Origin of the sequence: Halomonas sp. TD01 (assembly GCF_923868895.1) — a bacterium.
Classification (GTDB): domain Bacteria; phylum Pseudomonadota; class Gammaproteobacteria; order Pseudomonadales; family Halomonadaceae; genus Vreelandella.
Genome location: NZ_OV350343.1, coordinates 846204 through 860581 on the forward strand (window position 1 = coordinate 846204; position 14378 = coordinate 860581).

The following is a 14378-nucleotide window of genomic DNA, read 5'->3' on the forward strand; positions in this document are numbered from 1 at the left end:
ACATCACTAGCACTCACACTTCTTAAGGGCCTGCGGGGCCGCCTAGCGGGTCAGAAGGACGGCGGCGTGGCTCGCCGTCATCTTCTTCGCCATCATCGCCAGACGCACCAGGAGGGGTGCCGGCATCATCGGCTTTTTCTCCGACCTTTTCGTCAGGCTTGTCATCGCTAACACGCGTGCCGCCACCTGATGAATCACCGTCGTTCCAGCCCTCTGGCGGACGCGGATCGCGCCCTTCCATAATATCTTTCAACTGATCGGCATCGATGGTTTCGTACTTCATCAGCGCTTCGGCCATAGCGTCTAGCTTATCGCGGTTATCTTCCAAAATCTGACGCGCTTGCTCGTAACACTCATCGATAATCTTGCGCACTTCTTTATCGAGACGAGAAGTGGTTTCGCCAGACTTCAGCTTACCGCCACTCTGACCAGGGCCTCCGAGGAATTGATGAGACTCATCCTCGTCATACATAATCGGGCCCATTTCATTTGACAGCCCCCACTTAGCGACCATGTTATGGGCGAGCTCGGTGGCACGCTTGATATCGTTTGAAGCACCAGTGGTCACACCGTTAGCACCCAGCGTCATCTCTTCGGCAATACGGCCACCGAACAGCGAGCAGATTTGGCTGAGAATTTGCTGACGCGACAAACTATAACGATCTTCTTCCGGCAAGAACATCGTGACACCCAGCGCACGACCGCGCGGGATGATCGTCACTTTGTAAACAGGATCATGCTCAGGCGCTACCAAGCCAATAATGGCATGACCTGATTCATGATATGCCGTGTTGAGCTTCTCTTTATCGGTCATGACCATCGATTTGCGCTCAGCGCCCATCATGATCTTGTCTTTAGCGAGTTCCAGCTCTTCCATGGCAACCAGGCGTTTGTTACGACGGGCTGCAAACAGTGCGGCCTCGTTGACCAAGTTCGCAAGGTCCGCACCAGAGAAGCCTGGCGTACCGCGCGCAATCAGCTGCGGCTTAACATCATCAGCCAGCGGCACTTTGCGAAGGTGAACACCCAAAATGTGTTCACGACCACGAATGTCCGGCAGGCCAACCGTTACTTGACGGTCGAAACGACCTGGACGCAGCAGCGCAGGATCAAGAACATCGGGGCGGTTAGTGGCCGCGATGACGATGACACCTTCATTAGCTTCGAAGCCATCCATCTCTACCAGCAACTGGTTGAGTGTCTGCTCACGCTCATCGTTGCCGCCGCCCATACCAGCACCACGTGAACGGCCAACCGCATCAATTTCATCAATAAAGATAATGCAAGGCGCTTGCTTCTTGGCTTGCTCAAACATGTCACGAACACGAGAAGCACCAACGCCCACAAACATTTCGACGAAGTCGGAACCTGAGATAGAGAAAAACGGCACTTTAGCTTCGCCCGCGATGGACTTAGCCAGCAGCGTTTTACCCGTTCCTGGCGGGCCTACCATCAATACACCACGGGGGATTGTGCCACCCAGGCGCTGGAATTTAGTAGGGTCGCGCAAGAAGTCTACAAGTTCTTCAACTTCTTCTTTTGCCTCATCGCAACCTGCCACATCGGCAAATGTTGTCTTAATCTGATCCTGGGAAAGCAGCTTAGCTTTCGACTTACCGAAGCTCATCGGGCCGCCTTTGCCGCCACCAGCACCACCCTGCATCTGGCGCATGAAAAACATAAAAATGGCCAGGATAAGCAAAATCGGGAAGCTCGCAATCAGCAAACGCGTCCAGATGCTTTGCTGCTCAGGCTCTTTACCGACAACGGTCACATTGTTACTTAGCAGATCATCCATCAGTTTAGGATCTTCCGCCGATGGGCGAATGGTCTGGAACTGAGAACCGTCCGTACGCTCACCAGTGATGGTATAGCCATCAATCGTGACACTACGTACCTGCTGATTTTGCACCTGCTGCACAAACTGAGAGTAGTTGGTGGTTTGCGGTGCGCTTTCCGTACTGAAATTGTTGAACACTGTCAGTAGAACGGCCGCGATGACCAACCACAGAATCAGGTTCTTCGCCATATCGTTCAAGGGGCTACCCTCATTACAAGAATCCGTCAGTTAACCGCTAATACTCAGACCTTACACTAGAGCTTAACGTTCAACCATTGCCAAAGCACATTTCGCTTTGGGCCATCTGTGTCACGTTCGTCCAATGTGCATAATGTGACACAATTTACGCCTGCCTGTCTGGCAATCGTGGTGATAAATCTTTGCTATTACCCGCTAGCACGCCTATTGGCTAGCACAGGGCCACGTCTCTTAGCCACGAAACCCTTCCGCCAAAAAATAGACTTCCCGCGAGCGCGCCCTCGAAGCATCCGGCTTGCGAGTCACAACACGATCAAAGCTACTTCGGAGCTCTTTCAAATAGGTATCAAATCCTTCGCCTTGGAATACCTTAGCCAGAAAACGCCCACCAGGCGGTAGCGTTTCTCGCGCAAGCTCCAAAGCGAGTTCGACAAGGTACATTGCCTGTGGCTGATCAATCGCCGCCATACCACTCATATTGGGGGCCATGTCGGACATCACAAGGTCTACCTGACGATTTCCTAGACGCTCAAGAATCGCGTTAAGCACGCTCTCTTCAGTAAAATCGCCCTGGATAAAGTCAACGCCGGCTAGAGCATCCATCTCTAATATGTCTGACGCTATCACGACACCGTCAGGCCCCACCTTTTCTGCGGCAATTTGACTCCACCCGCCGGGTGCAGCACCGAGATCAATCACCGTCATGCCTGGGCGAAACAGCTTATCCTTATCATCAAGTTCAAGCAGCTTGTAGCTTGCGCGGGAGCGATAGCCATCTTGCCAGCGCTGCTTTACATACTGATCGTCGAAATGTTCTTTCTTCCAGTTGTTGCTGGTCTTGCTCACTGAATGTTTACGGCTTGGGGGCTTTTGCTGCATGTGGGAATCTAACACTGGAATAAGAGATGGGCGCATTCAAGCGATTGCTTTCACTTAACGGCATTTCACCGTAAGATGGAGCGTTAAGCGCTAACCGGGATACCGCAAGATACCATGAGCTTGTCACAGGCACAAAAGAAAGCATTTCGTAGCATTGGCCACCACCTTAATCCAGTGGTCACCGTTTCTGAGAACGGCGTCTCCGAAAATTTGCTCGCAGAACTCAGCCGCGCGCTCAACGATCACGAGCTCATCAAAGTGAAGCTCGCTATTCCAGAGCGTGAAGACCGCGTCGCAATGCTCAATGAGCTGGTCGCCGACAGTAACGCTGAGCTAGTACAAACCATTGGCAAAATGGCGCTACTCTATCGCCGCAACCCAAAGGTAAATCCAAAGCTTTCCAACATCACGCGTTTTGAAAACCACCACGGGCGGCATTAATCCAAGCGTGGCATGTTAAATATACGTGAATCTAAAAGGCCCGCGATGCAACCCATCGCGGGTCTTTTAGTGTGCTGGATAGCAGGTTTCGGGCGCCATAAAGACGCCCACCCGCTTCACAGCGATAAATCAGAGATGCTCAACACTCTCAATTTCGTACTCAACATCACCGCCAGGTGTTTTCACCACCACCACATCGCCCTCTTCTTTCCCAATCATCGCGCGAGCGATAGGCGAGGTCACGGAAATGCGCCCCTCTTTAATATTGGCTTCATCTTCACCAACAATGCGATAGGTAACGCTGGCGTCGCTATCCAGGTTCAGCAAAGACACGGTAACCCCAAAGATCACCTTGCCGGTTTTCGGTAGCTTAGTAACGTCAATTACCTGCGCACCTGAAAGCTTGCTTTCAATTTCCTGGATACGGCCTTCAATAAAACCCTGCTGCTCGCGAGCGGCGTGGTATTCGGCGTTCTCTTTGAGATCGCCATGCTCACGCGCTTCAGCGATAGCAGCAATCACCTGGGGACGGGCTTCGCCCTTCAAATGATTAAGCTCTTCGCGAAGACTTTTTTCTCCCGCTACCGTCATCGGGACCTTGTTCATTGACTTGCTCCTGCATGCAGATCCTGAAGGCGCCGCACCGTAATCTCCCTACCGTACTCAAGCGCCATGCAAACAGCATTAGCGCCCGCCAAGGTGGTCGCATAGGGCACCTTGCGCGCGAGAGCAGTACGGCGAATAATTGAAGAGTCGTTAATAGCCTGACGACCTTCAGTCGTGTTCACGATGTAGGCGATTTCGTCGTTCTTCAACAGATCGACGATATGGGGACGGCCTTCGTAGACTTTATTGACGTGCTCCACTTCCAGTCCAGCAGCTTCAAGTGCCTCTGCCGTACCGCGCGTTGCACATAGTGTGAAGCCCAATGTTAGCAGAGAACGTGCCACTTCGATAATCCCCTGCTTGTCTGGCTCACGCACCGAAAGGAACGCTTTGCGGTCGCCACTCAACGCAGGGATGGCTTCGCCAGCGCCTAACTGCGCTTTAAAGAAGGCTTCTGCAAAGGTCTCGCCAGAGCCCATCACTTCACCCGTCGACTTCATCTCGGGCGACAGAATCGGGTCAACGCCCTGGAACTTGTTGAACGGGAAGACCGCCTCTTTCACGCTATAGAAGTGCGGGATAATTTCGCGCTCAAAGCCCTGCTCGGCCAGTGTTTTACCCGCCATGCAGCGCGCCGCAATCTGCGCCAGCGAGGTGCCAATGCACTTAGACACAAACGGTACGGTACGCGATGCACGAGGGTTAACCTCGATGACATAAATTTCGCCATCCTGCCACGCTAGCTGCACGTTCATCAGACCTTTAACGCCCAGCTCAACGGCCATTTTCTTGACCTGCTCGCGCATTTCATCCTGCACATCGGCAGGCAACGAGTAAGGCGGCAATGCACAGGCGGAATCACCAGAGTGAACCCCCGCTTGCTCAACGTGCTGCATAATGCCGCCAATCACCACCTGCTGACCATCAGATACGGCGTCGATATCAATCTCGATTGCTGCACTCAAGAAGTGATCAAGCAGGACAGGGGAGTCGTTAGATACCTTCACCGCATTGGTCATGTAGTTTTCAAGCTCGGAGGCGTCATAAACGATCTCCATCGCCCGTCCACCTAGCACGTAACTAGGACGCACCACCAGCGGGTAGCCAATGGCCTCCGCCTTGGAAAACGCCTCTTCAAAGCTGCGGGCGGTGGCGTTGGGCGGCTGCTTCAAGCCTAGCTTGTCGATCATCACCTGGAAGCGCTCGCGGTCTTCAGCGCGGTCAATGGCATCCGGCGTGGTGCCGATAATCGGCACGCCTGCTGCCTCTAGCTCACGAGCAAGCTTCAACGGCGTTTGACCACCGAACTGAACAATCACGCCTACCGGCTTCTCTTTGTCGGCAATTTCCAACACATCTTCAAGCGTCACCGGCTCGAAGTAGAGGCGATCAGAGGTGTCGTAGTCGGTAGAAACGGTTTCCGGGTTGCAGTTGACCATGATGGTTTCATAGCCGTCATCGCGCATGGCGAAGGCAGCGTGAACACAGCAGTAATCGAATTCGATACCTTGACCGATACGGTTAGGACCGCCACCCAATACCATAATTTTCTGGCGATCCGAGACATCCGCTTCGCACTCCTCTTCATAGGTGGAGTACATATAAGCGGTATCTGAGGCAAATTCCGCAGCACAGGTGTCGACACGTTTATAAACCGGACGAATGCCCGCCGCCTGACGCGTTTTACGGAACTCTTTTTCAGACACGCCCAGCAGCTTAGCCAAACGCGCATCACCAAAGCCTTTGCGTTTAAGTTGGTAAAGCTCGCGAGCAGAGAAATCGGCCAGGGCGCGCTTGGCGACGGCATTTTCAGTCAGCACCAGATCTTCCAACTGCACCAGGAACCAAGGATCAATATTAGTGAGCGCAAATACCTCATCAACACTCATTCCTGAGCGCATGGCGTCAGCCACATAGAAAATACGCTCGGCACCGGCGGCCTGCAGCTCACCCTGAATGATCGCCATGTTGTCTGGCGTGAAATCGGTGATGATCGGATCAAGGCCATCGTTACCGGTTTCCAGACCGCGCAGCGCTTTCTGCAGCGACTCTTGGAACGTACGGCCAATCGCCATCACTTCGCCAACCGACTTCATCTGGGTAGTCAGGCGGTCGTTTGCCTGGGGGAATTTCTCGAAGGTAAAGCGCGGAATCTTAGTGACGACATAATCGATTGATGGCTCAAACGACGCGGGCGTGCGGCCACCGGTAATATCGTTTTGCAGCTCATCCAGGGTATAACCTACTGCCAGCTTGGCAGCGATTTTAGCAATCGGGAAGCCAGTGGCCTTAGATGCCAGCGCCGACGAGCGCGATACCCGCGGGTTCATCTCGATAACCACTAGGCGACCAGTTTTTGGGTCCATACCAAACTGTACGTTGGAGCCGCCGGTTTCTACACCAATCTCGCGCAGTACCGCCAGGCTAGCGTCACGCATGATCTGGTACTCTTTGTCGGTCAGCGTTTGCGCTGGCGCGACGGTAATCGAGTCACCGGTGTGGACGCCCATCGGATCGAAGTTTTCAATCGCACAGACAATGATGCAGTTGTCATTCTTATCCCGCACCACTTCCATCTCGTACTCTTTCCAACCCAGCAGCGACTCATCAATCAACAGCTCGTGGTTGTTGGAAAGCTCGAAACCGCGGGTGCAGATCTCTTCGAACTCTTCTTTGTTATACGCCACACCGCCGCCGGAGCCGCCCATGGTGTAAGAAGGACGAATAATGGTCGGGAAGCCGAGTTCCGCCTGAATCTCCCAGGCTTCATCCATGGTGTGCGCCACCTTGGCTTTCGGGCACTCCAAACCAATACGCTTCATGGCTTGATCGAACAGATCGCGATCTTCAGCCATGTTAATCGCATCGGCGTTGGCACCAATCATCTCGACGCCGTACTTTTCCAGCACGCCATGCTTTTCAAGGTCAAGCGCGCAATTCAGCGCCGTCTGACCGCCCATGGTGGGTAAAATCGCGTCGGGACGCTCGACTTCAATAATCTTCTCAACCGCTTGCCAAGTAATCGGCTCGATGTAGGTGGCATCGGCCATGGCCGGATCGGTCATGATAGTAGCCGGGTTGGAGTTCACCAAAATAACCCGGAAGCCTTCTTCACGCAGCGCTTTACACGCCTGGGCGCCAGAGTAGTCAAATTCGCAGGCCTGGCCGATGACAATCGGGCCAGCGCCAATGATAAGAATGCTGTTGATATCGGTACGCTTAGGCATAACGGTTCCCGCAAAATAAGTGACGATGAGCGACAAAAAACGGCGTTACATAGCTGCCATCAAGGGCAGCGTTAGCGACGCGCCTGCATCATGGCAATAAAGCGATCAAACAGCGGTGCCACATCACGCGGGCCAGGGCTAGCTTCCGGGTGCCCCTGGAAGCTAAACGCCGGTCGGTCGGTGCGCTCAATCCCTTGCAGTGTGCCATCGAACAACGAACGATGCGTAGCGCGCACGTTAGCCGGCAAGGTCGCTTCATCGGCAGCAAAGCCATGGTTTTGGCTGGTGATCATTACCGTGCCGGACGCTAAATCTTGCACCGGATGGTTGGCACCGTGGTGGCCGTGGCCCATTTTGACGGTTTTGGCACCCGAGGCCAGCGCCAGCAACTGGTGGCCAAGACAAATGCCAAATATCGGCGTATTGGTTTCCAGTACTTCTTGAATCGCCTTGATGGCGTAGTCACAAGGCTCGGGGTCACCTGGGCCGTTAGCCAAAAAGACGCCATCCGGATTCATTGCCAATACCTCAGCAGCAGGCGTTTGTGCCGGCACAACCGTCAACCGGCAGCCGCGCGCGGCCAGCATACGCAGGATGTTAAATTTCACACCGAAGTCATACGCCACCACGTGGTAAGGACGCTCATTTTTGGTAGTATCAGCGTAGCCCTCGCCCAACGTCCACTCGCCTTGGGTCCATTCGTAAGCCTCTTTGCACGAGACTTCCTTGGCCAGATCCATGCCCTTCAACCCAGGAAATGCCTTCGCTGCCGCCAATGCCCGCTCTACCGCATCATCGCCTTCTGCTTCTGCACCCGCCAGAATCGCGCCGTTTTGCGCGCCTTTATCACGCAGAATGCGCGTTAAACGGCGAGTATCGATATCCGCAATGCCCAGCACATTTTGGCTTTTCAGATAATCAGAAAGGCTTTGCTCAGAACGGAAACTGCTGGCTAACAGGGGTAGATCACGAATTACCAAGCCCGCTGCGGCAATTGATGCGGATTCCACATCTTCGGAATTAATGCCGGTATTGCCGATATGAGGATAAGTCAGCGTGACGATTTGGCGGGTGTAAGAAGGGTCAGTGAGGATTTCCTGGTAGCCGGTCATGGCTGTATTGAACACCACCTCACCGCTTGTGGCTCCTTCCGCGCCAATGGCAATTCCATGAAACACACTGCCATCTTCCAGGGCCAATATCGCGGGTTTGCTCAATGCGGGGTTATTCAAGACAAGTTCTCCCATGCTGGTGGGAGCCTGTGGGCGCAGGCTCGGCGATCCGGTTTGTCGGCGTTTGCGTGCAAACGTCGGGTCGTAAAAAAGCGGGACGAAGCCGATAGTAAAAAATCGGTTTCATCCCGCTTGTTGTTCTCTTCCGTGGCTAATGGCCATGGCGCAGCATTTTAGCTGACTATTTTCTCTAACCTAAGGCCAGTGCAACAAGCGCGGTGCTTTCTCTACATCCACATATTCCACACCTACAGGCGTGTGTTTAATGCAGATATGTTGCTGCTTTTTGCAGCCACTGGGCCAAAATTTTTGGAATGTTACAGGATTTATCGACCTTAGGCTAGCCCTAAAACTACCGATGACCTTATACATAACATTTTACTTGCGCAGCCAGCATGCCACTCCCTCCAGCCCATCGATAAGCGCAGACGACGACTGTCGCCCGACAACTTTTCTGTATACATAATTAATATATTTGGTTGCCTTTTTGGTGTTTTTTTGTCTACGCTTGTTCGAGTTGACCAAATGGTCAACTCTGTTTTTTCGATAGCTCACCCAATAAATACAAAGAGAATATCGTCATGCCACAAAGCCCAACGCCGTATTCCGGCTCTCCTCCCACCCAGGCAACAAACGCCTTGGATCATTACTTCAATGTCAGTCGCCGCGGCTCCTCGGTGAAAACCGAAGTTCTCGCAGGCATCGCTACTTTTCTTGCCGGGATGTATATCATCGTGGTCAACCCAGCCATTCTATCCGATGCTGGCATTCCCTTCTCTGCGGCACTCTCCGCCACTGTGGTCATCAGCTTTTTTAGCAGCTTGGCCATGGGCCTGTATGCTCGCAACCCGATTTTAGTTGCCCCCGGCATGGGCATGAATGCGCTTTTCACCTACACCCTGGTGCTTGGTGCAGGGTTGTCGTGGGAAGTTGCTCTGGGATGTGTATTCTGGTCAGGAGTACTGTTCGCCGTTCTTGCGCTGTTCAACGTTCGCGAAGCCATCATCGAGGCCATTCCAGCCTCATTGCGCTATGCCATCACCTGTGGGATAGGCCTATTTATCACTTTTATTGGGCTCAAGAATGCTGGGTTTATCGTTGCCAACCCCGCAACCCTTATTAGCCTCGGTGATCTAGATGCCAGTCTAATAACCTTCTTTATCGGCCTGATGGTCACAGCGATATTGGTCATTCGCGGTTTTAATGGCGCCCTAATCTTAGGCATCGCCCTAACCACTCTGCTGGCAGCTCCTATGGGACGGCTGTGGAGCGACGAAGTATTAGTAGCCTGGCAAGGCCTAGCCGCATGGCCAGATTTCTCGGCAGTGATGAAGGTGGACATTCTAGGTGCCCTCAAGGTGGCTTACCTACCGTTCATTTTCGTGATGCTGTTCACTAACTTCTTCGACTCACTGTCTTGCTTTATGGCCCTGTCCGAGTCTGCTGACCTCAAAGATGCCAACGGCAATCCACGCAACCTTAAACGCTCAATGACAGTGGATGCTTTCGCATCGATGATTGCCGCTCCACTCGGCACCAGCGCTGCACAAACCTTTATCGAATCCGGTGCCGGTGTCGCCCAGGGTGGCCGCACAGGACTCACGGCAGTCGTTATTGGCGTGTTGTTCCTGCCTTTCTTGTTTCTCTCGCCGTTGCTGTCCCTAGTCCCCAGCATCGCGACCGCCCCAGCTCTTGTTCTGGTGGGGCTGTTCATGATGGCGCCGATTGGAAAGATCGATTGGAGCCGCCTCGAAGAGGCCTTCCCCGCATTCCTGGCCATCATATTAATGCCGCTGACTTACTCCATCACCCTGGGCATCGCCTTTGGTTTTATCAGCTTTGTGCTGATCCGGCTTGCCACCGGCAAGTTGGACGAGATTAAGCCTGCCATGTGGGTCTCAGCCCTGCTAGCGGTAGTTATGTTGCTGACAGCACAGTAGCCAGCTTTCGCGACCACTAGCACCTTAGCCGCAAATCCATTGCTCCCGAATGAATTAACCGACTGGTCAATCACCACTAAACAACCAATAACAACATAACGGGTAGGACTATGATTACTTTTCACCTCAATGGGCAACCGCACCGCCTTACGGCGGATGCTCACCTTAGCGTTCTGGAACTGCTAAGAGAACAGCTACACCTAACCGGCACCAAGGAAGGTTGCGCGTCAGGTGATTGCGGTGCCTGCACCGTGGCTATCGGCGCACCCGATGCCAATGGCGAACTATGCTACCACAGCGCCAACGCGTGCATCATGCCAGCTCACCAGCTCCAAGGCCGTCACTTAGTCACCGTCGAAGGTCTTGCTGATGACCAGCAATACTTGCATCCCGCCCAGGCAGCCATGGTCGAATGCCATGGTAGCCAATGCGGCTTCTGCACTCCGGGCATTGTGATGTCATTGTTCACACTGCACGAAGAACAACGCACTACCCCGCCAGCCGCTCCCTTTATCCCCGAACGCCTTGAAGCCGCACTTGGCGGCAACCTGTGTCGCTGCACCGGCTATCGCCCCATTCGTGATGCAGCGCTGGCAATGAACAATATCGATGGTCACCGCCCTACATGGTTAGACGCAACGCTGGATGATGCGCAAGATAACCAACACGGGGCCAGCCTGGACGAAGCTAGCAGCCGCTTCCACCAGCCCCGTCAGTTGAATGACCTAGTGCGCCTACGCGCTGCCCACCCAGAAGCACGCTTGGTTGCAGGTGCCACTGACCTTTGGCTTGAAGTCACCCAGCAACTCAAGGACTTACCACGGCTTATCGATACCACTCGCGTAAGTGAGCTTCAGCAAATTGAGCAAGGCCAGGATGTGAGCGGGCGTCCTGGCTGGTGGATCGGTGCAGCCGTCACCTATGCACGCTTGGAGCCTTTGCTCGAGAGTGAATACCCAGCCTTTGCCCATCTTCTACACCGCCTCGGCTCGGCTCAGGTACGCAACCGCGGCACCTTAGGCGGTAACGTCGCCAACGCATCCCCCATCGGCGACACCCCACCTGTGCTGCTGGCCCTTGATGCACAGCTTCGCCTTGCAGGCCCTAACGGCTTCCGCGAGATTGCCGCCAGCAACTTCTTCATCGACTACAAAAAGACCAACCTGACAGAAGATGAAGTGTTAAGCGCGGTCTTCATCCCGGCCCCGCAAGCAGGCCGCCAGCTGAAAGTATGGAAGCTCTCGAAGCGGCGCGAAGATGATATTTCTGCCGTGCTGGGTGCCTTTGCCTGGCATATGGAGGATGGATGCCTACGCGATGTACGCCTGGCCTTCGGCGGCATGGCCGGCATTCCTGCCCGAGCCCGTGGGGCCGAAGCTGCTCTCGAAGGACTCCCACCATCACCAACCGTATTCGAGGCTGCACGTAAAGCACTCAGGAATGACTTTTCACCGATGAGTGATGTCCGCGGCAGTGCCGATTACCGCACGCGGTCAGCAAGCGCGCTACTTGAACGCCTGCGCCTGGTCATCGAATCATCTACCCACACCCAAACACACACTCAGGAGGTGATGCTCCATGCGTACGCTCACTGATCTGCCAGCAACACAGCCTGAGCAGAAAACATTTCAGCCAGCACAACATGTCGGCAGCATTTTTTCTGGTTCGTCAGCTAACCACGAGAGCGCTATCAAGCATGTCACCGGGCGCGCGGCTTATATCGATGACCTAGCCCTTCCGGCCAATGCCCTCCACCTAGCGGCAGGACTTTCATCTGTCGCCCATGGTCGCATCACTCGCATGGACCTGGACGCGGTAAGGTCTGCTCCTGGTGTGGTCGATGTTATTAGCGTGGCAGACGTGCCAGGCCATACCGATATTGGCCCCGTTTTCCCAGGGGATCCCATCATGGCTGATGGCGAAGTGCTCTACGCGGGACAAGTGCTGTTCGCCGTGGCAGCCGACAGCCACCGTGCTGCTCGCCAAGCAGTCGAAAAGGCAATCATCGAGATCGAAGAGCGCCCTGCTAACCTCGACCCCGTTGCCGCCGCCAACGCGGGCGACTTGGTACGCCCCACCCATCAACAGATCAGTGGAGACTGGGAAAAAGCCTTTGCCGACGCCGCCATTGTTGTTGCTGGAAAACAGTTTGTCGGTGGCCAGGAACACTTCTACTTGGAAGGGCAAGCCTGCGTCGCCCATCCCAGCGAAGACGAAGGCGTCATGATTCACACCTCCAACCAGCATCCCAGCGAGACGCAGAAACTGGTTGCCGAGGTACTCGGCATTCCCTTTCATGCCGTCACCGTCGAGACACGCCGCATGGGAGGTGGATTCGGAGGCAAGGAAACACAGGCTTCTCCCTGGGCCTGCCTGGCCGCCTTAATTGCTAGGCGAACCGGGCGCAGCTGTCGCTTTCGCTTACCACGGGTCGATGACATGCGGGCAACCGGAAAGCGCCACCCTTTTCATAACGACTATCGCCTTGGCGTCGATACCCATGGCGTGATTCTGGGTGGCGATATCAATGTGATCGGCGACTGTGGCTATTCACCAGACCTTTCCGACGCCATTGTTGACCGCGCTATGTTTCACTCGGATAACGCCTATTCGCTTGGCGACGTCCGCGTTACAGGATATCGAGCGCGCACCCATACGGCCTCTAACACAGCCTTCCGCGGCTTCGGCGGCCCCCAAGGCATGATGGTGATTGAGGCGGCAATGGAGGATATCGCTCGCCGTATAGGCGAAGATCCGCTGACGATACGTAAGCGCAACTTTTATCGCGATGGACGCAACACGACACATTACGGCCAGACGGTGGATCAGACCGTTCTCCTGCATGAACTGGTTGAGCAACTCGAAACCTCTAGCGACTACTGGCAGCGGCGCCGAGCAATCCGAGAGTTCAACACCAAGAGCCCCGTCATTCGCAAAGGCTTGGCGTTGACTCCGGTAAAATTCGGCATTTCCTTCACCGCCCAGCACCTCAACCAAGCAGGCGCGCTACTGCACGTCTATACCGACGGCAGCGTAATGATCAATCACGGCGGCACCGAGATGGGCCAGGGGCTGCACACGAAGATTTGCCAAGTGGTCGCGCGTGAGTTGGGCCTGGATCTTGATAGCGTGCGCATCACCGCCACGCGTACCGACAAGGTGCCCAATACCTCTCCCACTGCCGCCTCCAGCGGCGCCGACCTCAATGGCCAGGCAGCTCGCGATGCCGCGCTCAAACTAAAAACACGGCTTTATGACTTTGCTGCCGAGCACTACCATCTCGATCGAGAAACCATCCACATCAAAGAGGGTTATCTAATAGCAGGCTTTGGCGAAAGTGAACGCCGCATCGCTTGGGGAGAGCTGGTTCAGGCCGCCTATCTATCGCGCATCTCGCTATCGGAAAAAGGCTTCTACGCCACACCATTGATCCATTATGACCGTGCCAGCGGCAATGGCCGCCCCTTCTACTACTATGCCTTTGGTGCGGCGGTGGCCGAAGTTTCAATAGATACCCTGAGCGGCGAATACTTGGTAGATCGTGTCGACATCCTCCACGACGTGGGTGACTCCCTGAATCCGGCTATCGATATCGGCCAGGTCGAAGGTGGCTTCATCCAAGGCATGGGCTGGTTAACCAGTGAAGAGCTGAAATGGAATGGTAAAGGCCAACTGATCTCGAATGGCCCCGCGACCTACAAAATCCCCACTTATGGTGACCTACCGGCTACTTTCAACACCTCCTTAATGGAAGGCCACCCCAATTCCATGGCCAGCATCTATCGTTCTAAGGCCGTGGGTGAACCCCCTTTTATGCTTGGTATGTCGGTATGGGCAGCCCTGCGCGACGGCTTGGCCAGCCTAAACGGATACACCCAGGCGGTGCCTCTGGACACGCCAGCCACACCGGAGCGAGTCATGGCTGCCGCCGAAGCCGCACGCGCCAAACTTGACCCTACCACTGACAAACGACACAGCAATGGCCGTTAAGCCTTCTCCCTCTAATTATCTTCAG

The 14378-nt window shown here is 54.6% G+C and carries 9 protein-coding genes; 4 read left to right on the plus strand and 5 right to left on the minus strand.

What is annotated here, in order from left to right; all coding sequences use genetic code 11:
* Positions 1-22 precede the first annotated feature (22 nt).
* Both ftsH and rlmE read right to left on the minus strand, forming a co-directional pair.
* Positions 23-2038 (minus strand): ATP-dependent zinc metalloprotease FtsH, encoded by a 2016-nt coding sequence (gene ftsH, locus L1X57_RS03950; protein ID WP_009723745.1) that lies wholly within the window; start codon positions 2036-2038, stop codon positions 23-25.
* 231 nt (positions 2039-2269) lie between these two features.
* Positions 2270-2917: a 23S rRNA (uridine(2552)-2'-O)-methyltransferase RlmE gene (gene rlmE / locus L1X57_RS03955; RefSeq protein ID WP_039869279.1), complete on the minus strand. Its 648-nt coding sequence runs from the start codon at positions 2915-2917 to the stop codon at positions 2270-2272.
* A gap of 114 nt (positions 2918-3031) precedes the next feature.
* Here rlmE and yhbY point away from each other — a divergent pair, with 114 nt between their 5' ends.
* The gene (gene yhbY / locus L1X57_RS03960; protein WP_009723747.1) at positions 3032-3358 is read left to right on the plus strand and encodes a ribosome assembly RNA-binding protein YhbY; all 327 of its coding nucleotides are present in this window, start codon (positions 3032-3034) and stop codon (positions 3356-3358) included.
* Between the two features lie 129 nt (positions 3359-3487).
* Here the strand turns inward: yhbY and greA are convergent, their stop codons facing one another.
* The 3 genes from greA to carA form a co-directional block, all read right to left on the minus strand.
* Positions 3488-3964, minus strand: coding sequence for a transcription elongation factor GreA (greA, locus tag L1X57_RS03965; protein ID WP_009723748.1), 477 nt, complete (start codon positions 3962-3964; stop codon positions 3488-3490).
* Entirely contained in the window at positions 3961-7191 is a 3231-nt protein-coding gene (gene carB / locus L1X57_RS03970; RefSeq protein ID WP_009723749.1) for a carbamoyl-phosphate synthase large subunit, read from the minus strand. The genes greA and carB overlap by 4 nt, the downstream gene beginning before the upstream one ends.
* A gap of 71 nt (positions 7192-7262) precedes the next feature.
* Positions 7263-8408 carry a glutamine-hydrolyzing carbamoyl-phosphate synthase small subunit gene (carA, locus tag L1X57_RS03975; RefSeq protein ID WP_009723750.1) on the minus strand — a complete coding sequence of 382 codons (1146 nt, stop codon included), beginning with the start codon at positions 8406-8408 and terminating at the stop codon, positions 7263-7265.
* A 596-nt stretch (positions 8409-9004) separates the two neighbouring features.
* Between carA and L1X57_RS03980 the strand changes: the two genes are divergently transcribed.
* The 3 genes from L1X57_RS03980 (at position 9005) to xdhB (ending at position 14353) form a co-directional block, all read left to right on the plus strand.
* On the plus strand, positions 9005-10363 hold the full coding sequence (locus L1X57_RS03980; RefSeq protein WP_009723751.1) for an NCS2 family permease: 1359 nt from the start codon (positions 9005-9007) through the stop codon (positions 10361-10363).
* A 110-nt stretch (positions 10364-10473) separates the two neighbouring features.
* A complete protein-coding gene (gene xdhA, locus L1X57_RS03985; RefSeq protein ID WP_009723752.1) occupies positions 10474-11958 on the plus strand; it encodes a xanthine dehydrogenase small subunit in 1485 nt (494 codons plus the stop codon).
* Complete coding sequence (xdhB, locus tag L1X57_RS03990; protein ID WP_234667935.1) at positions 11942-14353, plus strand: xanthine dehydrogenase molybdopterin binding subunit; 2412 nt, start codon at positions 11942-11944, stop codon at positions 14351-14353. The genes xdhA and xdhB overlap by 17 nt, the downstream gene beginning before the upstream one ends.
* The last annotated feature ends 25 nt before the right edge of the window (positions 14354-14378 follow it).

Bases quoted from the DNA above. Each gene is read 5' to 3' on its own strand.
- L1X57_RS03980 (WP_009723751.1), top strand. From the start codon at position 9,005: ATGCCACAAAGCCCAACGCCGTATTCCGGCTCTCCTCCCACCCAGGCA.
- greA (WP_009723748.1), bottom strand. From the start codon at position 3,964: ATGAACAAGGTCCCGATGACGGTAGCGGGAGAAAAAAGTCTTCGCGAA.
- xdhB (WP_234667935.1), top strand. From the start codon at position 11,942: ATGCGTACGCTCACTGATCTGCCAGCAACACAGCCTGAGCAGAAAACA.
- rlmE (WP_039869279.1), bottom strand. From the start codon at position 2,917: ATGCAGCAAAAGCCCCCAAGCCGTAAACATTCAGTGAGCAAGACCAGC.
- yhbY (WP_009723747.1), top strand. From the start codon at position 3,032: ATGAGCTTGTCACAGGCACAAAAGAAAGCATTTCGTAGCATTGGCCAC.
- carB (WP_009723749.1), bottom strand. From the start codon at position 7,191: ATGCCTAAGCGTACCGATATCAACAGCATTCTTATCATTGGCGCTGGC.
- xdhA (WP_009723752.1), top strand. From the start codon at position 10,474: ATGATTACTTTTCACCTCAATGGGCAACCGCACCGCCTTACGGCGGAT.